Raw genomic sequence first — 22115 nt, forward strand, 5'->3', positions numbered from 1 at the left:
TACTATGCGTGAGTATTTGGGAGCGGTAGCGGGTTTTGGGGTGACGTTCTCCTCGATGTTCACCAAGCCGATGACTCAGCAGTATCCCGATACCGACAAGGCCACCGAGCCCCGCTACCACGGGCGTCACCAACTCAATCGGTATGCCGACGGTCTGGAGAAGTGCATCGGCTGCGAACTGTGCGCCTGGGCCTGCCCGGCGGACGCCATCTACGTCGAAGGCGCCGACAACACCGCCGAGGAACGGTTCTCCCCCGGGGAACGCTACGGGCGGGTGTATCAGATCAATTATCTGCGCTGCATCGGCTGCGGGCTGTGCATCGAGGCCTGCCCCACCCGGGCGCTGACCATGACCAACGACTATGAAATGGCCGGCGCCTTCCGCGCCGACCTCATCTACGGCAAAGACAAGCTCTTGGTGGCGCAACCGACTCCCGGATCCGAGGCTTCGTGATGGAGCCGGCCGTGTTCTGGACCACAGCGTCGCTGGTGGTTGCGTGTGCCCTCGGTGTTGTGGTCTCCGCGAAGGCGGTGTACTCAGCGCTGTTCCTGGCCATGACGATGATCCTGCTGGCCGTGCTGTATGTGGGGCAGGATGCGTTGTTCTTGGGGGTGGTGCAGGTGGTGGTGTACACGGGTGCGGTGATGATGCTGTTCCTGTTCGTATTGATGCTGATCGGGGTGGATTCATCGGAGTCACTGGTGGAAACCATTCGTGGACAACGCATCGCCGCAGTAACGGTGGGACTGGGGTTCGGAGCACTGCTTGCGGCGGCGATCGGCAACGTCGCGGTGGGCGGTGTCCATGGGTTGTCACACCGCGACAATGTGGAAGGTCTTGCGGCGCTGATCTTCACCAAGTATCTGTGGGCGTTCGAGATCACCAGCGCCCTGTTGATCACCGCGGCGCTGGGGGCGATGGTGCTGGCGCACCGTGAACGCTTCGAACCCAGGAAGAGTCAACGTGAACTGGCGATCGCGCGATTCCGATCCGGTGCGTACCCGGGAACGCCCCCCGGATCCGGGGTGTACGCGTTGCACAACTCAGTGGACACACCGGCATTGTTGCCCGACGGGCGATTCAGCGAGCTGTCCGTCATCCGGACTCTGGAGCGTGGCGACGTGGTTCTGCGGCTACTCGCGGCGGACGCCACGTCGGGGGAGAGGGCTGCCGGTGAATCCTGAGAATTGTTTGTATCTGTCGGCGTTGTTGTTCACCATCGGTGCCGCCGGGGTGTTGTTGCGGCGCAACGCCATTGTCATGTTCATGTGTGTGGAGCTGATGCTCAACGCGTGCAATCTGGCGTTTGTCACCTTCTCCCGGATGCACGGACAACTCGACGGCCAGGTGGTCGCGTTCTTCACCATGGTGGTCGCCGCCTGTGAGGTGGTGGTCGGGCTGGCCATCATTATGACCATCTACCGCACCCGCCAGTCCGCCAATGTCGATGACGCGAACCTCTTGAGGGGCTGAGGCACCGATGGACCTGCTGTGGTTGATCCTGGCGCCGTTGGCCGGCGCCGCGGTGCTGCTGCTCGGCGGGCGCGCCACCGACGCGTGGGGGCATCTGCTGGGATGTGCCACCATGGCGGCCGCCTTCGGCTGGGCGGTGGTGCAGTTCGTGGCGCTGCTCGCGCGGGCGCCGCAGGACCGGGTGATCCATCAGGTGCTGTTCTCCTGGATACCGGTCGCGGGGCTGCAGCTGGACTTCGGCCTGCAACTCGACGCGCTGAGTGTGTGTTTCGTGCTGCTGATCACCGGGGTCGGCCTGCTCATCCACGTCTATTCCGTCGGCTACATGGCCGACGACCCCGACCGCCGACGGTTTTTCGCCTACCTGAACCTGTTTGTCGCCGCCATGCTGCTGCTGGTGCTGGCCGACAACTTCCTCGGCCTGTACATGGGCTGGGAAGGGGTGGGCCTGGCCTCCTACCTGCTGATCGGGTTCTGGTCGCACAAACCGTCGGCAGCGACCGCGGCCAAAAAGGCCTTCGTGGTCAACCGCGTCGGCGACATCGGCCTGGCGGTGGCGCTGATGGTGATGTGGGCCGATGCCGGCACCCTGTCCTACGCCGGAGTGTTCAACGCAGTACCCGGACTCTCCGATGGCACCGTCACCGCCATCGGACTGCTGCTGCTGTTGGCGGCCTGCGGGAAGTCGGCGCAGTTTCCGTTGCAGTCGTGGCTCGGTGACGCGATGGAGGGCCCCACCCCGGTCAGTGCGCTCATCCACGCCGCCACCATGGTGACCGCGGGGGTCTACCTGATCGTGCGCTGCGGCCCGATCTACAACGCCGCCCCCATCGCCCAAGGCGCGGTGGTGACCATCGGCGCGATCACCCTGTTGTTCGGCGCCGTCATCGGCTGCGCCAAAGACGACATCAAGAAGGCGCTCGCGGCGTCGACCATGTCGCAGATCGGGTACATGGTGCTCGCCGCCGGCCTGGGCCCGGCCGGCTACGCCATCGCGATCATGCACCTGCTGACCCACGGATTCTTCAAAGCCGGACTGTTCCTGGGGGCCGGCTCGGTGATGCACGCCATGGGCGACGAGACCGACATGCGCCGCTACGGCGGACTGCGGACGTACATGCCGGTCACCTTCGTGACCTTCGGCCTGGGATACCTCGCGATCATCGGCGTGCCGCCGCTGGCCGGCTTCTTCTCCAAAGACGCCATCATCGAGATCGCCTTCGCCGCAGGTGGACTCAAGGGTGCACTGCTGGGCGGGGCCACCCTGCTGGGGGCGGGCATCACCGCCTTCTACATGACGCGGGTCATGCTGCTGACCTTCTTCGGGAGAAGCGCTGGCACGCGCAAGCGCATCCGCACGAATCCCCCGCCCTGATGACCGCACCCATGATCATCCTCGCCCTGGGTTCCGTCGGGGCCGGCGCCGCCCTCGCCATCGGCGGCACCCTGACAACCTTCCTCGAACCCGTCGTCGGCACCCACGAAACCCACCACGTCATCCCCGTCTGGGCCATGACCACCCTCACCCTGGCTGTCGTCGCCACCGGCATCACCGTCGCCTACCGCATGTATCTCCGGGAAAAGGTGAGAACCATTGCTTCCGAGTGGGTCTCGGCGGGAACCATAGCCGCCCGCCACGACCTCTACGGCGACGCATTCAACGAGGCGGCGTTCATGCGACCCGGCCAACGGCTCACATCCGCGCTTGTGCGTCTAGACGGCAGCGGCGTTGACGGCGTTGTCGAGGGTATCGCGAGGCTGATCGTGTTGACATCGGCGAGGGTGCGCCGGCTGCAGACCGGGTTCGCCCGCTCCTACGCATTGTCGGTCCTGACGGGTGCCACCTTGGTGTTGGCGACACTGATCCTGATGAGGCCATGGTGAACGGTTTCCCGATCCTGAGTGTCTTGTGGTCGCTGCCGCTTGGCGGTGCCGCTGTGGTGGCCGCGGTGCGTCCCGCCATGGCGAAGTATGTCGCGACGGGGGTGGCGCTTCTGGTGCTGACCGTGGCCATCGTGTTGGCGATCAATTTCGACCCGGCTGGTGAGCGGTATCAATTCGTCGAAACACACAGATGGATACCGTCATTCGGTGCCGGATACCTGCTCGGTGTCGACGGCATCGCAGTGGTACTGGTGGTGCTGACCGCGGTCCTGATGCCGATCATCTTGGTGGCGGCGTGGCACGACACCCCGGCGCCGCAGGCCTATTGTGCGCTGATGCTCAGCGTGCAGGCTCTGGTGCTGGTGTCGTTCATCGCGCTGGACGTGTTGCTGTTCTTCGTGGTGTTCGAGGCGATGCTGATTCCGATGTACTTTCTCATCGGGCGCTACGGAGGTGCCGACGCTGGACGCGCAGCGCTGAAGTTCTTGCTGTACAGCTTGTTCGGTGGTCTCCTGATGCTTGCGGCGATGGTGGGTCTGTATGTCGTCACATCGGGAACCTTCGACTTCCGGGCCATCGTCGCGATGGTCTCTTCAGGAGACCTTCAGGTGAATCCCCTGATCTTGAACGGGATTTTCCTGGGCTTCATGGTGGCGTTCGCAATCAAGGCACCGCTGTGGCCATTTCACACCTGGTTGCCGGGCGCGGCAGCTGAGGCCACGCCGGCGACTGCCGTGTTGATGATGGCCATCGTCGACAAGGTGGGCACCTTCGGCATGCTGCGCTACTGCCTGCAGCTGTTCCCCGAACCCTCCACGCTGTTCCGTCCCTTCATCATCACGCTGGCCGTCATCGGCATCATCTACGGCGCCGTTGTCGCCATCGGCCAGACCGACATCCTGCGTCTGATCGCCTACACCTCCATCAGTCACTTCGGCTTCATCATCCTCGGCATCTTCGCCATGACCAGCCAAGGACAATCCGGCTCTACCCTCTACATGGTCAACCACGGTATCTCCACCGCCGCGCTGTTCCTCATCGCCGGATTCCTTATCTCCCAACGCGGCAGCCGACTAATCACCTCCTACGGCGGCGTACAGAAGGTAGCCCCCATACTGGCCGGCACCTTCCTGGTCGCCGGCCTGGCCACCCTCGCGCTGCCGGGCCTGGCACCGTTCATCAGCGAATTCCTGGTCCTCATCGGTACATTCACCCGCTACCCGGTGTTCGCGGTACTCGCCTCGGCCGCCTTGGTGCTCTCCGCCGTCTACATCCTCTGGCTCTACCAGCGCCTGATGACCGGACCCGTCACCGACGCGAACACCAACGTACGTGACCTCGTTCCCCGCGAAATCGCTGTCGTCGCACCACTGATCGCCCTGCTGCTGGCCCTTGGCATCTATCCCAAACCGGCACTCGACATCATCAACCCCGCTGTCGAACACACCCTCACCACCATCGACCAACAGGACCCCGCGATCGCCGAAGGGGCGGTGCCATGAACGCACCCAGTATCGAATACTCCTTGATCCTGCCGATGCTCATCGTGTTCGGCGCCGCGGTGACGAGTGTGGCTATCGAGGCGGCAGTAGGGCGGCGACGTCGCTACATCACGCAGCTGACGGTGTGCGCGGTAGCGCTCATCTCGGCATTGATGGCGGTGATTGTGTTGGCCGGGACCCGCCAGCAGGCCCTCATGGGCGCCGTCGCTGTGGACGGCCCTGCACTGTTCGCTCAGGGTGTGATTCTGGTGGTCAGCCTCTTGGCTGTTTCCTTGATCGCGGAGGGCCGTGTACGTGCGTTCACCGCACAAGGCGCGGCAGTGCCGGGCAGTGACGCTGAGTGTGCTGCCGAACGAGCCGGCGCGGTGCAGACGGCGGTGTTCCCGTTGCTGATGTTCACCATCGGCGGCATGTTGTTGTTCGCGGCGGCCGGTGATCTACTGACGATGTTCGTAGCCTTGGAGGTGTTCTCGCTTCCGCTGTACCTGCTGTGTGGGCTGGCTCGTCGTCGCCGTGTGCTGTCCCAGGAAGCAGCGTTGAAGTACTTTCTGCTGGGGGCATTCTCGTCGGCCATCTTTCTCTACGGCGTTGCGCTGCTCTACGGTGCCACGGGAGTTCTGTCGCTGACAGCGATTGGTGCGCTGGTGGATCGGACGCCGAGTGTCCTGGTCGGTGTGGGCCTGCTGGCGGTCGGTGTGTTGTTCAAGGTCGGTGCCATCCCGTTTCATTCCTGGGTACCCGACGTCTACCAGGGCGCCCCGACTGCCGTCGCCGCCTTCATGGCCGCCGCCACCAAAGTGGCCGCGTTCGCGGCGATGCTGCGGATGTTCTCGGTGGCACTGCCGGATCTACAGTCCGACTGGCGGCCGGTGTTATCGGCGATTGCAGTTCTCACCATGGTGATGGGCGCCGTATTGGCGGTCAGTCAGACAGACATCAAGAGGCTGCTGGCGTATTCGGCGGTGGCGCAGGCCGGCTTCCTGTTGTTGGGGGTGGTGGCCTTCAGTTCCTCGGGGGTGAGTTCGACGCTGGTTTACCTGGCGGTGTACGGCGTGTGCGTGCTCGGTGCGTTCGCCGTAGTGGGAGTGGTGGGTGAGACAACCGAGATCAGCCGGTGGGCTGGACTGGGGCGTCACTGTCCAGCCCTGGCCGGCTCGTTCGCACTCTTTCTCCTTGCCCTCGCCGGCATTCCACTGACAAGCGGGTTTGTCGGCAAGCTCGCGGTATTCCAGGCTGCGGCAGCCGGGGGAGCTGCCATGCTGGTAGTGGTTGGAGTGCTGGCCAGTGCTGTCGCGGCGTTCGTGTACGCCCGGGTGATCTTGCTCATGTTCTTCACCGAACCACCCTCCGATGCCCGACCGTGGTCCGTTGCAGTCGCATGACCGAGTTGACCATCACCGCCGCCGCAACCATCACAGTGGCGGTGGGGGTGTTGCCGCAGCCCTTGCTCGATCTCGCGGGCGGTGCGGGGGAGTTCCTCCGATAGATCTGTAATCACTTGTGCCGCTTGAGTATCGGCAGTAACATCGCGCGGAGTTTTGTCGGTGCCGCGGTCTAGTTTCGAGTTGTGGGTGAATCAGCGGTGCAGGACAGGGAGGCGATGCTGGCTGACCTGACGCTGATCGAAGCAGCGACCGCGCGGATGAACCGGTACTCCATTGACGGGTTCACCGGTGCCGAGCTGTTGGATGTGCAGCAGCGCCGCGAGGCGGTGGCGCGGTCGCAGCCGGTGCTCGATCACAAGGTCTATCAGAAACTGACCAGCGAAACCTCACCAACCGCTCTGGGCGCCAGCAGCTTCACAAAGGTACTGATGACTCGGTTGCGAGTCAGCAACGCCGAAGCGCAACGCCGGTTGGACGATGCCGAACAGCTCGGGTCGCGACGATCGATGACCGGGGAGTCCCTGGCGCCCAGGATGCCCACCGTCGCTTGCGGTCAGGTCCAGGGCTTGATCGGCGCCGAGCACGTCAAACACATCCGGTGGTTCTTCAACAAACTGCCCGTGAGCGTGGACTTCCAGACCCGCGAAAACGCCGAGGAGCAACTGGCCCACCACGCCTGCGAGCTCGGCCCGGAAGCATTCCGCAAGCTCGCCGCCCACCTGCTCTACCTGCTGAACCAGGACGGTGAGTTCTCCGATGAGGACCGCCAACAGCAGGCCTACCTACGCCGCGGGAGACAGCGTCCCGACGGCCTGATCCCAGTCGACGGGCTGTTGACCCCTGAACTGTGGGCCAGTCTGGAGCCGCTGCTGGAGAAGAACGCCGCCCCCGGGATGAACAATCCGGCCGATGAGTCACCGTGTGCGCAGGGTGAACCCAGCGAGGAGCAGCGGCAGGCCGATCATCGCTCCGCGGGGAAACGCACTCACGATGCGCTGTTGGCGTTGTGCCGCCAGCTCCTCACGACGGCGCCGACGGGCACCATCAACGGTTTCCCGGCGAACATCGTCATCACCGTGAGCCTCGCCGATTTGGAGAAGGGGATCGGGCACGGCTTGACGGCTGGCGGCACTCTGGTCCCAATCTGTGATGTGCTGAAGATCGCCGCGCATTCGCGGCCATGGTTGGCGATCTTCGACGGCAACGGAATCCCATTGCATCTCGGAAGGGCGCGGCGCACCGCGACCCTGGCACAGCGCCTGGTGTTGCTGGCGAAGCACCGGGGTTGCACGATGCCTGGCTGCACGGCGAGTGCCTACCGCTCGCAGGTCCATCACGCCAACAAGGACTGGAAAGCGGGCGGCGCCACCAACATCGAAGATCTGACCCTGGCCTGCGGCCCGGACAACCGCATGGTGGAGACCACCGGCTGGACCACCAGAAACCGAAAGACTGATGGTGTGACTGAATGGGTTCCGCCGCCTGAGTTGGACTGCGGGCAGTCCCGCACCAATCCGTATCACCATCCGGACCGGATCCTCGCCCCTGACGAGGACGACCCGTAACCGCGGGGCACAACACCACCTCGGCTGACGGACTCACGGAAGGTCCGCGGATACGGGTGCTCGCAGAAGCAACTAACGAGCCGAAAGTTCCGCTTTACGGCGCTCCAACAGCCGCAAGACCATCGGGGTGAAGATGAGCTGCATGGCCAGATCCATCTTGCCGCCTGGACAGACGATGGTATTGGGCCGCGACATGAACGAATCGTGCAGCATTGCCAACAGGTAGGGGAAATCGATGCCATGCGGATCGCGGAAGCGGATGATCAGCATCGACTCGTCGGCTGTCGGAATGGACCGGGCGACAAATGGATTCGAGGTGTCGACCACGGGCACCCGCTGGAAGTTGACATCGGTGTGGGAGAACTGGGTGCACATATAGTTCACGTAATCGGGCATCCGACGCAGAATCGTGTCGGTCACCGCTTCCGAGGTGTATCCACGAGAGGCTTTGTCGCGGTGGAGCTTCTGGATCCATTCGAGGTTGATCACCGGCACCACCCCGATCCGTAGATCGGCCTGGCCCGCGACGTCCACCTCATCGGTCACCACGGCTCCGTGCAGACCCTCGTAGAACAACAGGTCGGTGTCCTCAGGCACCGCTTCCCAGGGGGTGAAGGTGCCCGGCGGCTGGCCGTAGGGCTCGGCCTCCTTGTCATCATGCAGGTATCTGCGAATCTTTCCGGTACCGGTTTCACCGTAGGTGGCAAACAGCGTCTGCAGTTCCTCGAACAGGTTGGCATCGGGCCCGAAGTGGCTGAAGGTGTGGTCACCGCGGGCATGGGCGTCGGAGATCGCTGCCTTCATCTCAACCCGGTCGTAGCGGTGGAAGCTGTCGCCCTCGACGAAGGCCACGTGGATTTCCTCACGGCGAAAGATCTGGTCGAACGTGCGCATCACCGAGGTGGTGCCTGCGCCCGAGGAACCGGTGACCGAGATGATGGGGTGTAGACGGGACATCGGTGGTCTCCCTTGGGTTCAGCTGATGCCGGCGCGGAACAGGCCGCGGGTGCCGTACAGCGGTGAGGTGGACATGCCGCCGCTGTCCTCGTGGTGGTATCTCTCGATGCGTTCCACCTCGTCGGCGGCGCCGAAGATGAATGGAACCCGTTGGTGCAGAGACGAAGGCACGATGTCGAGTACGGCGCCGCGGCCGGTACTGGCCATACCGCCCGCCTGCTCGATCAGAAACGAGATTGGACTGGCTTCATAGAGCAACCTCAGCCGTCCCGGCTTCGCCGGATCCTTGGAATCCCGGGGATAGAGGAACACCCCACCGCGGGTCAGGATGCGATGCGTCTCGGCCACCAGCGACGCAACCCAACGCATGTTGAAGTCCAACCGACGCGGGCCCGTTCCGCCGGCCAGGCACTCGTCGATGTAGCGCTGCACCGCCGGCTCCCAGAACCGGCGATTCGACGCGTTGATGGCGAACTCGGTTGTTGCCCTGGGTATCCTGATCGACGGGCGGGTGAGGACGAATTCGCCGAGTCCGGGATCCAGAGTGAAGGCATGCACCCCGGTGCCCACAGTCAGCACCATCATGGTCGAGGGGCCGTAGATCGCGTAGCCTGCGCAGACCTGTCTGGCACCCGGTTGCAGGAAGTCGCCGGGAGCGGGATCGGCACCTGGTGTGGTGGCCCGCAAGATCGAGAAGATGCTGCCCACCGAGACGTTGACGTCGATATTGGACGAGCCGTCGAGTGGATCGAAGATCAGCAGATACTTGCCGCGCGGATAGTGCTCTGGCAGCAGATACGGGTGCTCGAGTTCCTCGGACGCCATCCCCGCCACCTGGCCGCTCCACTCATTGGCCCGCAGAAAGTACTCATTGGCCAGCACGTCCAGCTTCTGTTGAACCTCGCCCTGCACGTTGATCACGTCCGCGGCACCGAGCACACCGCCGAGTTCGCCCTGGGCCACCCGTTGGGCGATGGCTTTGCAGGCCAGCGCCACGCCGAGGATCAGTGCGTTGAGTTCGCCGCTGGCCTCGGGGTGGCGGCGGCGTTCCTCGATGAGGAACTGCACCAACGTGGTGCGATTGGTCAGCATGCGGGAGACTCCCTCGGACATCCACAACGAAAGCGGTTGTCTCACATGCTCCGACCGGGGCGGGGCAGATCCATCCCCGCGTGGGTGGCCCGGTGGGGGGATGCCGGAGATGTTGATGCCGACGGTCTCTCGCGCCCCTACCATCACCGCATGAAGAACACGGTGAACGTGGTGGTCTACAGCGACAACGCGGAGACGCGCAGACGTGTGGTCGACACCGTGGGTCCGCGCCCACACCCAGACCTGGGGACGTTGAGCTACCGTGAGATCGCCACGGCCGCTGCCCTGATCACATATCTGGACCACCACGGGGCCGCTCTGGTGATCCTCGACGGCGAGGCGGCACCTGCCGGAGGTCTGGGCATCGCACGTCAACTCAAGGATGAGCTGTCCGATTGTCCGCCGATCGTCGTGCTGCTCGGCAGGCCCCATGATGCCTGGCTGGCCAGGTGGTCACACGCTGACGCGGCTGTGCGGTGGCCCGCGGACCCGATGACGTTGAGCGCGGTGGTCAGCGGGACACTGCTGGAGCGCAGTGAGCGTGGAGTCCAGCCGGTGTGAGGAAGGTGCGCAACCATCGGTACCAGGCGTCCATGCCCTCGCCGGTGCGAGCGCTCACCGCCAGGATGGTGGCTGTCGGGTTCACTTCGCGGATGTGGGCGACATACTGGTCGACGTCGACGTCAAGATACGGAACCAGGTCGATCTTGTTCAGCAGCACCACGTCCACCGAGCGGAACATCACCGGGTACTTGAGCGGTTTGTCCTCACCCTCGGTCACCGAGTAGACCATTGCCTTGGCATGTTCGCCGACGTCGAATTCCGCCGGGCACACCAGGTTTCCCACGTTCTCGATGATCACCAGGTCGAGTGCGGAAAGGTCGAGGTCCTGCAGTGCCCGGTTGACCATCGGGGCGTCCAGATGGCATTCACCGCCGAACCCGTTGCTGGTGTTCAGCAAAGCGATTTGTGCGCCGCGCCCGTCGAGCTTCGCGGCATCCAGATCCGTGGCGATGTCGCCTTCTACGATGCCGACGGCCACGTCGGCGGCCAGGTGATCGAGAGTGGCCGCCAGGATGGTGGTCTTTCCGGAGCCGGGTGAGCTCATCAGATTCAGCGCACGAACGCCGTTGGCCTCGAACGCATTACGGTTGTAGTCGGCTCGCACATCATTCTCGGCGAAAATCGACTCCAGGACCTCGACGCGCTCGACGGCGGTGGTGTAGCCGCTGTGATCACCGTGGTCATGCGCGTGGTCATCGTCGTGGTCATGCGCGTGGTCGTGGGGATGGTCGTGATCGCCGTCCTCGTGGCGGTGAAATCTGCCCATTGCGACACCTCCTCCTGATCAGGTGACATCCAGTGACGTCACCAGGAATTCGTTTCCGCGCACCACGTCGACGTCGCCACTGCCGCAGTGCGGACAGCGTACCGAGAACCGTGACTCGATCACGCTGCGCTGCTTGCAGGGTCGGCAGATCACCTCCGCGGGCACCAGTTCGAGCCGCAGCTCGGCATCCGGCATGCTCTCGTGGTCGCGAACCAGCGACCAGCAGAACTCCAGAGACTCGGGGACCACCTGACGCAGGGCGCCTACCTGGACGTGCACCACATCAACACGTCGTCCGACGGCATGCGGTTTCACCACCCCGGCGATGGCGTGACACAGCGACAGTTCGTGCACCTGTCCATGCTCGCTTGTCTGCCCACCTCACCGCATCCCATTCGCCTCGGAAATGCGCAGAGTTTCTGTGCCAAATTGTGATTGTCGCCATAGGGGGGCCGGACTAGCCTTGAATTACCCGCTCGCCGTCACCAGCCCAGACGGCGGCGGGCGTTCTTGCTGCTCAGGAGGTTCATGAGGGGCATCAGGAGCGCGCCCGACGCGGTGCGCGTAAAACTCGACATCACGGGCGTGGTCCAGGGTGTCGGGTTCCGTCCTGCAGTTGTGCGAATCGCCGCCCGTTGCGGTGTCAGCGGTCACGTGTCCAACGATGCCGGATCGGTGCACTGCGAACTGCAAGGTGCTCCGTCCAGCGTTGACGCCGCCATCGACGAGATCCGCCGGCACAGTCCGCCCATGGCACGGATCGACGACATCCGGGTCACCGCTGTGCCCCCGCACGACGGCGACGACGGATTCCGGATCCTTGCCAGCGGCGCCGCCGACGACGGACGCACCCTGGTACCGCCGGACATTGCGGTGTGCGCGGACTGTCTCTACGAGATGCATGACCCGGCCGACCGCCGATTCGGCCACCCCTTCATCACCTGCACCAACTGTGGCCCGCGCTACACCGTGATCACCGACCTGCCCTACGACCGGCCCGCCACCACCATGGCCGGGTTTCCGATGTGCGCCGACTGCGCCGCCGAGTACCGCGATCCGCACGACCGCCGGTTCCACGCGCAGACCATCGCCTGCCCGGCCTGCGGGCCCAGCCTGTGGTGGCGCGGTCCCGGATCCGAGTCGAACCCGTTGGTCGCCGCAGTGCAGGCGCTGCGTGCCGGCCTGATCGTCGCCGTCAAGGGGATCGGGGGATACCACCTGGCCTGCCGGGCCGATGACAACTCCGCGGTGGACACATTGCGCAGGCGGAAGAACCGGCCCGCCAAGCCGTTTGCCGTGATGGTGGCCGATCTGGATGCGGCCCGAGCCGTGGTGGACGTCGGTGACGCCGCAGCAGCGGTGCTCACGTCGCCGGTGGCGCCCATTGTGCTGGCCCCACGCACCGGTCGTGGAGTGGCGGCGTCGGTGGCACCCGGTCTGGGCGATCTGGGTGTGATGTTGGCCTACACACCGTTGCATCATCTGCTGTTCGACCGGCTGGGGCCCGTGCCACTGGTGATGACCTCCGCCAATGCCGGCGGATCGCCCATCGTGTACCGCGAGCAGGATCTGGACTGGATCAACGACATGGCCGACGCGGTGCTGGGCCACGACCGCCCCATCCACGTGTCCTGCGAAGACTCGGTGGTGGTGGCCACGGCCGCCACGCAGGTGCTTCCGGTGCGCCGGTCCCGCGGTTACGCGCCGTTGCCGGTCGCCGTCGCCCATGCCGGAGCCGGACCGGTGATCCTGGCGACGGGTGGTGACCTCAAGACCACCTTCTGTCTGATGGGTTCCGACGGGCACGCACACATGTCGGCGCACCTGGGGGACATGGCCGATCCGCGTACCCAACGCAGCTTCGAGACGGCGCTGGAGCACCTGGCGCACATGACCGATCGTCACCCCGAGGTGCTCGCCACCGACCTGCATCCTGGTTATGCCACCACCGGGTGGGCGCAGCGCAGACACCAGCGCACCGTGTCCGTCCAGCATCACCATGCCCACGCGGTGTCTCTGCTCGCCGAACACGGCCGTCTCGGCACGCCGTTGCTGGCGGTGGCCTTCGACGGGACCGGATACGGCACCGACGGCAGCATCTGGGGCGGGGAACTGTTGGCCGTCACCGACCCCGCGACCTTCACCCGGGTGGGCCACCTGTCCGGGTTCTCGCTGCCCGGCGGTGACGGGGCAGTCCGCCACCCCGCGCGGATCGCACTGGATCTGCTGCACCGCGCCGGCATCGACTGGAGCCTGGACCTGGCGCCGGTCGAGGCGGTGGGGGCCGCGGGCCGACACATCCTGGCACAACAGATTCCCCGCGCCCTGGGCTGTGTCCCCACCACCAGCATGGGCCGGTTGTTCGATGCGGTGTCCAGCCTGCTCGGGGTGTGTCAGAACGTCACCTACGAAGGACAGGCAGCGGTGGAACTGGAACACCTGGCCCGCGTCGGTGATCCGCGACGGCGCCTCGAGTTCGGCGAACACCTGGACGTCAGCCCGGTGATCCGAGGTCTGGTGGACGGGCTGCGTGCGGGAGAATCGGCCGCCGACCTGGCGGCCGCCTTCCACCGGGCGGTCATCGATGCGGTGGTCTCGAGCGCCCACCGAGCCGGAATTCGCACCGTGGGGCTGACCGGCGGCGTCTGGGTGAACCGGCTGTTGCTCGACGGCACGCGGGAAGCACTGTTGGACGACGGATTCGAAGTACTGACCCATCGACTGCTGCCGTGCAACGACGGCGGCCTGGCGTTGGGGCAGGCGGTGATCGCGGCAGCCCTGATGGCGGCCGCCGACCAGGAAGGGAGCGGCGTATGTGCCTCGGTATCCCCGGCAAGGTGATCGAGATCTGGGACGAGGCGGGCACCCGGATGTGCACCGTGGACTTCAGCGGAACCACCAAGACGGTATGCCTGGCTTATCTGCCCGACATGGAGATCGGCGAATACACCATTGTGCATGCCGGATTCGCCATCACCCGGCTCGACGAGGCCTCGGCCAACGAGACACTGCAGATGTTCGCCGACCTCGGGGTGCTCGACGAGGAACTGGCAGGCACCGAAGGACAAGGGAGAAGGGAACCGGCATGAAGTACCTCGATGAGTTCCGCGACCCGGTGGCCGCCCGCGCCTTGGTCGACGCCATCAGCCGAACCGCCACCAAGACCTGGACAATCATGGAAGTCTGTGGTGGACAGACGCATTCGATCATCCGCAACGGGATCGATCAACTGCTGGGCGACGCCGTGGAGTTCATTCACGGACCGGGCTGCCCGGTGTGTGTGACGCCGCTGGAGATGATCGACCGGGCATTGGAGATCGCCGCCCGCGACGACGTCATCTTCTGCTCGTTCGGCGACATGCTGCGCGTTCCCGGCAGCAGACACGACCTGTTCAGCGTGCGTGCCCGCGGCGGCGACGTCCGAATCGTCTACTCGCCACTGGATGCCACCAGGATCGCTGCTGACAACCCGGACAAGCAGGTGGTGTTCTTCGGGGTGGGCTTCGAGACCACTGCTCCGGCGAACGCGATGGCGGTGGTGCACGCCCAACGGCTGGGGTTGACCAACTTCTCGCTGCTGGTGTCACACGTCCTGGTGCCGCCTGCGATGACCGCGATTCTCAGTTCGCCGACCAACCGGGTTCAGGGGTTCCTGGCCGCGGGCCACGTCTGCTCGGTGATGGGCACCCGGGAGTACGGGCCACTGGTCGAGCGGTTCGGGGTGCCGATCGTGGTCACCGGGTTCGAACCGCTCGATCTGCTCGAAGGAGTACGCCAACTCGTCGAACTCCTGGAATCCGGTGATGCCCAACTGCGTAACGCCTACCCCAGGGCCGTCAGTGCCGACGGCAACACCGTCGCTCAGCAGACCCTGTCCGACGTCTTCGTGGTGACCGACCGGCAGTGGCGCGGCATCGGGATGATCCCGCAATCCGGCTGGACGCTCTCACCCCGGTACGCCCAGTACGACGCCGAGGTGCGTTTCGGCGTGGGGGACATGCAGGTCCAGGAGTCCGCCGAGTGCCACGCCGGTGAAGTTCTGCAGGGGCTGCTCAAACCGAACGAGTGCCCGGCATTCGGCACCAGCTGCACACCGCGCACACCCCTGGGCGCCACCATGGTCTCCAGCGAAGGCGCCTGCGCCGCCTACTACCAGTTCCGTCGGCTCGGGACGCCTGCACATGTCTGAGACATCCTCCACCGTCGACCCTGCGGACTGGGTGTGTCCACTGCCGCTGCGGGAGACCAAGCGGATAGTGCTCGGGCACGGCGGCGGTGGGTTGCTGTCGGAGGAACTCATCGAGAACCTGTTCGTGCCGGCGTTCGGCTCGAGTTCGGGCCGCGACTCCGCGGTGCTGGCGGACCCGGGCGGTCGAATCGCGGTGAGCACCGATTCCTATGTGGTGCAGCCGCTGTTCTTCCCCGGTGGCAACATCGGTGACCTGGCCGTCAACGGCACGGTCAATGATCTGGCTTGCAGCGGTGCGCTGCCGCTGGCGCTGACGGCCGGGTTCATCATCGAAGAGGGCCTGGAGATCGAGGTCCTCGGCGCCATCGCCGCCACGATGGGCAAGGCGGCTGCCGACGCCGGCGTCCAGATCGTCACCGGTGACACCAAAGTTGTTCAGAAAGGCGGAGCAGACCAGCTTTTTGTGAACACCGCAGGAGTCGGGGTGATCCCCGCCGGAGTGGACATCGGGCCGGAACGGGTCAAGCCCGGTGACCATGTGCTGGTCTCGGGGAACCTGGGCGAACACGGTGTGGCCATCATGAGTGTGCGCGAAGGCATCGATTTCGGCACCGTCGTCACATCCGACAGTGCGCCGCTGCACCGGCTGGTCGCAGCCATGCTGGCCGCCACCTCAGCGGCGGGGAACATCGGCGCACTGCACGCATTGCGCGACCCCACCCGCGGTGGGCTGGTCGCCTCGGTGGTGGAGATAGCCAGGGCCGCCGGTGTCGGCATCGAACTCGACGAGGCGGCGATACCGGTACCCGAAGCGGTGTCCTCGGCCTGTTCGTTTCTCGGGTTGGACCCCTTGCAGGTGGCCAACGAAGGCAAGATGGTGGCGTTCGTGGACCCCGATCACAGCGACGCCGTTCTGGCGGCCATGCAGGCCTGCCCGGACGGGACACACGCTGCCCGCATCGGCACCGTGGTCGGCGCCCATCCCGGCATGGTGGTGGGCCGCACGCCGTTCGGTACCACCAGAGTCATCGAACGTGAGCTGGGCGAACAGCTTCCGCGGATCTGTTGAGCCGTAACAGCCCCCATCGCTGTAGTGCCTCGCCTGCCGCCGCGTCGCCGGCGTCGATGGTGGGGTGGTCTTCGGGATGCGCCCACACCGACGCGGCGGTGGCCCGCACGATCGACAGGTCATCGCAGCCGCGGTCCGCTCCGGTGCTCTCGACCACCACCTTGTGGCCCTCGACCGTCACCCGCCAGGCAGGATGCGGCGCGACGAGGCACTCTTCGGCATCGGTGTGCAACGCCCGCAGGTCGTGCCCGAGGTGGGTGGGCCGCTGATCGGGTGGTGCGTACACCACATCGGCTGCGGTGCCCACGCCGCTGAGCACCAGCAGACTGGGCAACCCTGCGGCATTGGCCCCGGCGACATCGGTGTCGAGGCGGTCGCCCACCACCAGCGGCGTGGTGAACCGACCACGTTGTAATGCACTGTCCAGCAGGGTGATCGACGGTTTTCCCGCCACCCTGGGGGTGCGGCCGGTGGCGGCCTGCAGCGCCGCCACCATCGAGCCGTTGCCGGGGACCAAGCCCTGTTCGGTGGGCAGGGTGCGGTCGGTGTTGGTAGCAATCCAGAGTGCGCCGGAGTTGATCGCCATGGTGGCCTCGGCCAATTCGGGCCACCCGGTGCGCCTGCTGTGTCCCTGCACCACCGCGACGGGCAGGTCGCCGCTGTGTCGCACGGGATGCAGGCCCACCGCACAGATCTCGGCGGCCAGGGCGTTGGTGCCGACCACCAGCACTGCGGAACCGGGGCGGAGCAGCTGCGCGAGCATGTGTGCGGCGGCCTGCGCGCTGGTGACGACATCGTTTGCGGCGGAGTCGAATCCGAGCTGGCACAGGTGTGCTGCCACGTCCGCCGCGGAGCGGGATGCGTTGTTGGTGACGAACAGTGTGCGGCTGTGCGTCCGCGCCAGCGCCTCGACTGCCCCTTCGGTGGGCAGTTGACCGCGAAACACCGTGCCGTCCAGGTCCAGGAGCAGGCAATCATGCTGTCGTGCAAGTGTTGTCACACCGGCCAAGGATACGAACGCCACACTGTGGCGACAATGTGCACTTCTGCGCGGTCGATGTGCGATCCTCACATCGACGTCGGTCAGAACTCCAGCAGGTGCTCCAGATGGCGGCGGGTGAATTCCGTCCGCCACTGCGCCACGATGCCCGACAGCCGCAGCAACCCGGGTTCAAAACGCACATCGGTGAGCTGCAGTCCGTGCGGCAACTCGGGTAGTTTGACGCGGTAGGCGGGGGTCCGGGCGGGCAACAGCCAGCGTCGGTGTCCCACGGTGACCGACCGGGCCGTCAACAGCAACGCCGAACCGTCCAGTTCGGCATCCACTTCGACGTGTCCCAACCCCGGACGACGGGCGAACCGGACACGGGCCACCCCGTCGTCACCGATGGTTCCCGCAAATCGCGGCACCACCCTCGGCAACAGGTCGTCGAGCGCCTCGGTGGGGACGTCGAGGGTCAGGTGCACGGGCGCGGCCATTACTGTCGGGGGAGTGCCGGGCCGGACGTGGACATTGTGCAGAACCGCCGTCGCATGGTCGAAATGAGTTGTCTGCCAATCGATATCGGTGGCAGAAACCCGCACGTCGTCCAGTTGGCCGACCGGCAGCCGTCGGACATCGAGGCTGGATTCCACCTCGGATACCCTCATGGTGATGGGACCGCTGCCGGCGTGCACGGTGACCCGGCGGCCCACCACCAGACGACGCAAGGTGATGAACACGGTGCGGTAGGCCGCGGCGGCTCCCGCGGACACCGGCGGCACCGCCACCGCCGTCGACCACAACGCCGAGACCATGTCCAGCGGCCGGAACGGGTCCCAGCGACGGATCGGGCTTTCTGTGCGCCGAGTGGGCTCCGTCATGGCCCCACTCTATGTTGAACGGTATGGAACACGTTCTAGTTGGCCGGGGCGCTGTGGTGGTCGGAGGCAGCCGCGGCGTCGGCTTGGCCGTCGCAAAGCTGCTGACACGTCTCGGTGCCGGGGTGGTGGTCAACGGCCGGGATGCCGACGCGGTGGCCGCAGCCGTCGACGCCATGGACGGAGCCGTGGGATTCTCCGGTTCGCCCACCGACGAGGCCACCGCGGAAGGCCTGATCGGTCTCTGCCTGAAGCATTTCGGGCAGATCGACATACTGGTCAACTGCGCCGGCATCGCCGAACCGACCGACTCGTCCATTCTGACCGTCACCGGGGCCCAGTTCGACGAGCTGATGGCCAGCCACATCGGGACCGCATTTCACACCTGCCGCGCCGCCGCGCCGCACATGGTGGGGCAGTCCTCCGGCGCGATCGTCAACACCAGCTCGTTCGCCTACTTGGGTGACTACGGCGGTACGGGATATCCGGCGGGAAAAGGGGCGGTGAACGGGTTCACCATGGCCATCGCGGCCGAACTCAAAGAACACGGGGTGCGGGCAAACGTGGTGTGCCCGGGTGCCAGGACACGGTTGTCCACCGGGGCGGACTACGAGGATCAGATCCGCGCTCTGCACCGTCGCGGTCTGCTCGACGAGGTGTCCATGCACGGAGCGCTGGACCCCGCGCCGCCGGACTACGTGGCAGCGCTGTACGGCTACCTGGTCAGTGACCTGGCCCGCGACGTGACCGGTCAGATCCTGATCGGTGCCGGGAACTTCGTCGGTCGTTTCGACAGGCCGCGCCCGGTGCTGCTGGGTTATCGCGATCACGCCTCCTCACCGCCGTGGAGCCTCGACGAACTCCATGCGATGGTTACCGGCTGATCAGCCCACCGGGCGCGGAGTGACGGTGACGGTGCCTGCGCCCGGGGTGGGGCGGCTGGGATCGACGGGAGTGGGAGCGCCGCTGGTACCGGTCTGGATGGAGCCCCCGGGCGGAACCAGCGAGTGGGTATTGGGGGCCTGCGGCTGCTCCTGGCCCGGGGCCAGATCGCAGTTCAGGCGAAGCCGCACGGAACGGCCCGAGGGCTGCTGTTCGATGACCGCACACTGCGACTGTGGAAGATCGTTGCCGATGGCGCCGCCGAAGACGGCCTTGTATCCGAGGTTCTTCAAGATGGCGACTGCACGGCCGTACGGCTCACCGGTGACATCGGGCACCTCGGCATTGGCCTGGCCCGTGCCCATCACGACCATCGTGAATGCGGCACTGGTGCCGCCGACGAAAAGAGCGAGCTTCTTCACATCAAGCTTCTTCAAGACGACCTCTTCTTCGGTGTGGCTGCGGTGTGAACCTATCGCAGTCGCTGATGCGGAGAAACTCCAACCACGACGCCGGGCTTATCGCCGCAACGTCGTCAAACGTTTCCACACCAGTCACAACTGCAGTTCAGCCGCCATTTCCGCGCAGAATGTCCTCGGCGCAGCGCAGCCTGCTGTGCCCGGTCTGCTCCATGCAGATCCGCACCGGTGATTCGGTCTCGAAGGGAACCGGGGTGGTGGGTGAGGTGCTCAGCACCGGGTTGGCGATCTGGCCCGGACTCGTCGACCACAGGTAGCGGTCGGTGTACTGCAGGTTGGCGCAGTACACCGTGGCCCCGTCCGCGGTGACGCCGGTGGCGCCCGCCTCCGAGCACTCGGCCCCCACCGCGGCGGTGGCAGCGGCCGCCGGGGTCGTGTTCGCCGTGCTGGTGGTTGCTGTCGTTGTGGTTGCTGTCGTGGTGGTCGCGGTGGCGGTCTCGGTTTCCGTCTCGGTCACCACATCGGTGTCGGTGGTCACCGGCGGAGGTGGTGGTAGCGGTGCCGTGGTGGTGCGCGCGTCGACTCCGGTCTCCTTGTCGGCGGTGAACTCGCCCACCGCGAACGCCACCGCGACCACCAACAGCAATGCCAGCACCACCGGAACCAGAACCGCGGGCCTGGCCCAGCCGCGCGCGGACGGTTGCTCCTGTGCCGCGGTGGCCAGCCGGGTTTCCTCGGTGGAGCCCGGCCCGCCACTGACGGCAGGCACCGGTGCGGATACCCCCACCTGGTGAGCCAGCGCACGTGCGAAATCCAGGCAGCGGGCGTACCGGTCGGCGGGATCCTTCGCCAGCGCCTTGCCCAGTGCGGAATCCAGGTGTGCCAGCTCGGGTTTGCGCTCGGATACGCTCGGCGGGCGGGCGGTCAGATGCTGGCTGATGACGACGGCCGGGTTGGTGTGCTGGAACGGAGGGGCGCCGGTCAGCAGGTGAAACGCCGTCGCGGCCAGCGCGTACTGATCGGCTCTGCCGTCCAGGGGATTACCCATCAGCTGTTCGGGCGCCGCGTAGGACACCGTGCCCACTGTCATATTGGTGGCGGTAAGGCCGCTGGCCTCATCGGCGCGTCGGGCAATACCGAAGTCCGCCAGCATGATTCGCCGATTTCCCGAATCCGGTGAGGTGATGAGGATGTTGGCCGGCTTCACGTCACGGTGAAGCAACTGTCGGTCGTGGGCGTAGTCGAGGGCATCGGCCACTGCGGAGACGATCGCCACCACGTGCTCCGGAGCCAGCCCGCCGGGTTGGCGGCGCAACAGCACGCCCGCGTCGGTGCCGTCGACGTAGTCCATCGAGATCCACAGCTGGCCCTCGAATTCGCCTCTGTCGTGCACACCGACGATGTGGGGGTGCCACAGTCCGGCAGCCAGGTCGGCTTCGCGTTCGAACCGCTCTCGGAACTCGCGGTCGGTGCTCACCGACGGGGGCAGCACCTTGAGCGCGTCCTCCCGGGGGAGACGCGGGTGCTGGGCGAGGTACACCTCGCCCATCCCTCCTGCACCGAGCAGGCGGATGATCGTGTAGCCAGCGAAGGTGGCACCGTCGGCCAACGGCATGTCGCGCATGGTACAGGTGAATCGACGTGTCTTCCGGGACGACGGTCAGTGCGCGACAAGCAGCCTGGCGGTGTGCTCCCGGACGGTGGTGATCGACTCGTCGGGTACGCCGAGGACCCGTAGGCAGGCGTCGGCCACGCGGTCGACGAGCAGAGACCCGGGTTCGGTGCGCTCACCTGCGTCCGCGGCGCGGATGTTCACCAGTGCCTCGACCAGCCGGAACGGCAGGTCGGCGGTGTCGTCGTCGACGGCAGTGGCGGCTCGGCTGAACTGCAGATAGTGCAGTCGCAGCCGTTCGCGATCGGACCAGAAGGACGCCAACCGGGCCTCGCGCAGTTCCGGCAGCAGATAGAGGGCGCCCAGGTTCCACCGGCCGGTCAGTAGCTGGGTGCCGTCGAAAACCGCCAGCGCATGCAACTGCTGGGCGGGCGTGAGTGCCGGTTGTCGTTCGGTCAGCTGCTCGGCGAAGCGCAGTGACGGCGTGACCGTCTGATGCAGCAGCGCGGAGAGGATGTCGTCCTTGGTCTTGAAGTAGTGGTACAGCGAGGCCTGCCGGACGCCGACGGCTTCGGCGATGGTGCGGGTGGATGTGTTGGCGTACCCGCGAGTGGTGAACAACTCGGCTGCGGCGTCCAGAATCTCGTCGCGGGCGCTGACACCGGGGCGGCGCCGCGAGCTGAGCCTGGGTCTGCCTCGCGTGGTGGTCACCGGTTCATCGTGGCTCAGCGGCACCCTCAAGTGGAGCCTCCCAGTTATCTGTCACACGACAGAAACACGCGCGACCGAAGCAGTTACCTGCGCTCACCGATTGGTTACGCCGGCGACACCAACCGCGTCACCACACTGTGAAAACTGTCAACCGACAGGCTCGCCGGCTCAGAGTTGTGCCACC

Annotated in this window: 19 protein-coding genes and 3 pseudogenes; 13 read left to right on the forward strand and 9 right to left on the reverse strand. The window is 65.7% G+C overall.

What is annotated here, in order from left to right:
- Window positions 1–4: 4 nt before the first annotated feature.
- The 7 genes and pseudogenes from nuoI to BVC93_RS25920 all read left to right on the forward strand — a co-directional run.
- Window positions 5–418, forward strand: a pseudogene (nuoI, locus tag BVC93_RS25890) (NADH-quinone oxidoreductase subunit NuoI); the annotation flags it as partial.
- A 35-nt stretch (window positions 419–453) separates the two neighbouring features.
- The gene (locus tag BVC93_RS25895; RefSeq protein ID WP_083739934.1) at window positions 454–1185 is read left to right on the forward strand and encodes an NADH-quinone oxidoreductase subunit J; all 732 of its coding nucleotides are present in this window, start codon (window positions 454–456) and stop codon (window positions 1183–1185) included.
- On the forward strand, window positions 1175–1474 hold the full coding sequence (gene nuoK / locus BVC93_RS25900) for an NADH-quinone oxidoreductase subunit NuoK (protein WP_083739935.1): 300 nt from the start codon (window positions 1175–1177) through the stop codon (window positions 1472–1474). Before BVC93_RS25895 ends, nuoK begins: the two co-directional genes overlap by 11 nt.
- Before the next feature lie 7 nt (window positions 1475–1481).
- Window positions 1482–3358, forward strand: a pseudogene (gene nuoL / locus BVC93_RS25905) (NADH-quinone oxidoreductase subunit L).
- On the forward strand, window positions 3352–4860 hold the full coding sequence (locus BVC93_RS25910) for an NADH-quinone oxidoreductase subunit M (protein ID WP_083739936.1): 1509 nt from the start codon (window positions 3352–3354) through the stop codon (window positions 4858–4860). The pseudogene nuoL and the gene BVC93_RS25910 overlap by 7 nt, the downstream one beginning before the upstream one ends.
- A pseudogene (nuoN, locus tag BVC93_RS25915) lies at window positions 4857–6346 on the forward strand (NADH-quinone oxidoreductase subunit NuoN). Before BVC93_RS25910 ends, nuoN begins: the two are co-directional and overlap by 4 nt.
- An 81-nt stretch (window positions 6347–6427) precedes the next feature.
- On the forward strand, window positions 6428–7810 hold the full coding sequence (locus tag BVC93_RS25920; RefSeq protein ID WP_157517085.1) for an HNH endonuclease signature motif containing protein: 1383 nt from the start codon (window positions 6428–6430) through the stop codon (window positions 7808–7810).
- A gap of 72 nt (window positions 7811–7882) precedes the next feature.
- On the opposite strand, the gene BVC93_RS25925 is transcribed toward BVC93_RS25920, so the two are convergent.
- Window positions 7883–8767, reverse strand: coding sequence for a phosphoribulokinase (locus tag BVC93_RS25925; protein ID WP_083739937.1), 885 nt, complete (start codon window positions 8765–8767; stop codon window positions 7883–7885).
- An 18-nt stretch (window positions 8768–8785) separates the two neighbouring features.
- Window positions 8786–9859, reverse strand: a complete 1074-nt coding sequence (locus BVC93_RS25930) for a class 1 fructose-bisphosphatase (RefSeq protein ID WP_083741346.1) — start codon at window positions 9857–9859, stop codon at window positions 8786–8788.
- 150 nt (window positions 9860–10009) lie between these two features.
- On the opposite strand from BVC93_RS25930, the gene BVC93_RS25935 reads away from it, so the two are divergent.
- Window positions 10010–10420: a hypothetical protein gene (locus tag BVC93_RS25935; RefSeq protein ID WP_083739938.1), complete on the forward strand. Its 411-nt coding sequence runs from the start codon at window positions 10010–10012 to the stop codon at window positions 10418–10420.
- Here BVC93_RS25935 and hypB read toward each other — a convergent pair.
- Complete coding sequence (gene hypB / locus BVC93_RS25940) at window positions 10371–11189, reverse strand: hydrogenase nickel incorporation protein HypB (RefSeq protein WP_083739939.1); 819 nt, start codon at window positions 11187–11189, stop codon at window positions 10371–10373. The two genes, BVC93_RS25935 and hypB, sit on opposite strands and share 50 nt — an antisense overlap.
- Before the next feature lie 18 nt (window positions 11190–11207).
- Window positions 11208–11543 carry a hydrogenase maturation nickel metallochaperone HypA gene (locus tag BVC93_RS25945; protein ID WP_083739940.1) on the reverse strand — a complete coding sequence of 112 codons (336 nt, stop codon included), beginning with the start codon at window positions 11541–11543 and terminating at the stop codon, window positions 11208–11210.
- A gap of 174 nt (window positions 11544–11717) precedes the next feature.
- Here BVC93_RS25945 and hypF point away from each other — a divergent pair, with 174 nt between their 5' ends.
- Genes hypF through hypE form a run of 4 tightly spaced genes read left to right on the forward strand, consistent with a single transcriptional unit; the run spans window position 11718 to window position 16447 of the window.
- Window positions 11718–14030 (forward strand): carbamoyltransferase HypF, encoded by a 2313-nt coding sequence (hypF, locus tag BVC93_RS25950; RefSeq protein ID WP_083739941.1) that lies wholly within the window; start codon window positions 11718–11720, stop codon window positions 14028–14030.
- A complete protein-coding gene (locus tag BVC93_RS25955) occupies window positions 14003–14278 on the forward strand; it encodes a HypC/HybG/HupF family hydrogenase formation chaperone (protein ID WP_083739942.1) in 276 nt (91 codons plus the stop codon). The genes hypF and BVC93_RS25955 overlap by 28 nt, the downstream gene beginning before the upstream one ends.
- Window positions 14275–15378 carry a hydrogenase formation protein HypD gene (gene hypD / locus BVC93_RS25960; RefSeq protein ID WP_083739943.1) on the forward strand — a complete coding sequence of 368 codons (1104 nt, stop codon included), beginning with the start codon at window positions 14275–14277 and terminating at the stop codon, window positions 15376–15378. The genes BVC93_RS25955 and hypD overlap by 4 nt, the downstream gene beginning before the upstream one ends.
- On the forward strand, window positions 15371–16447 hold the full coding sequence (gene hypE / locus BVC93_RS25965; protein WP_083739944.1) for a hydrogenase expression/formation protein HypE: 1077 nt from the start codon (window positions 15371–15373) through the stop codon (window positions 16445–16447). The genes hypD and hypE overlap by 8 nt, the downstream gene beginning before the upstream one ends.
- On the opposite strand, the gene BVC93_RS25970 is transcribed toward hypE, so the two are convergent.
- Both BVC93_RS25970 and BVC93_RS25975 read right to left on the reverse strand, forming a co-directional pair.
- Window positions 16404–17447: an HAD-IIA family hydrolase gene (locus BVC93_RS25970; protein WP_083741347.1), complete on the reverse strand. Its 1044-nt coding sequence runs from the start codon at window positions 17445–17447 to the stop codon at window positions 16404–16406. The genes hypE and BVC93_RS25970 overlap by 44 nt on opposite strands.
- 83 nt (window positions 17448–17530) lie before the next feature.
- Window positions 17531–18310, reverse strand: a complete 780-nt coding sequence (locus BVC93_RS25975; RefSeq protein WP_192860108.1) for an LmeA family phospholipid-binding protein — start codon at window positions 18308–18310, stop codon at window positions 17531–17533.
- Between the two features lie 23 nt (window positions 18311–18333).
- Between BVC93_RS25975 and BVC93_RS25980 the strand changes: the two genes are divergently transcribed.
- Window positions 18334–19191, forward strand: a complete 858-nt coding sequence (locus BVC93_RS25980; protein WP_157517086.1) for an SDR family NAD(P)-dependent oxidoreductase — start codon at window positions 18334–18336, stop codon at window positions 19189–19191.
- On the opposite strand, the gene BVC93_RS25985 is transcribed toward BVC93_RS25980, so the two are convergent.
- The 3 genes from BVC93_RS25985 to BVC93_RS25995 all read right to left on the reverse strand — a co-directional run bounded on the left by BVC93_RS25985 (window position 19192) and on the right by BVC93_RS25995 (window position 21931).
- Window positions 19192–19611, reverse strand: coding sequence for a PASTA domain-containing protein (locus BVC93_RS25985; protein ID WP_083739946.1), 420 nt, complete (start codon window positions 19609–19611; stop codon window positions 19192–19194).
- Between the two features lie 145 nt (window positions 19612–19756).
- Complete coding sequence (locus BVC93_RS25990; RefSeq protein WP_083741349.1) at window positions 19757–21223, reverse strand: serine/threonine-protein kinase; 1467 nt, start codon at window positions 21221–21223, stop codon at window positions 19757–19759.
- Window positions 21224–21268: 45 nt separating this feature from the next.
- Window positions 21269–21931, reverse strand: a complete 663-nt coding sequence (locus BVC93_RS25995; protein WP_083741350.1) for a TetR/AcrR family transcriptional regulator — start codon at window positions 21929–21931, stop codon at window positions 21269–21271.
- Window positions 21932–22115: the final 184 nt, after the last annotated feature.

The organism is Mycobacterium sp. MS1601 (genome assembly GCF_001984215.1).
Lineage (GTDB): Bacteria > Actinomycetota > Actinomycetes > Mycobacteriales > Mycobacteriaceae > Mycobacterium.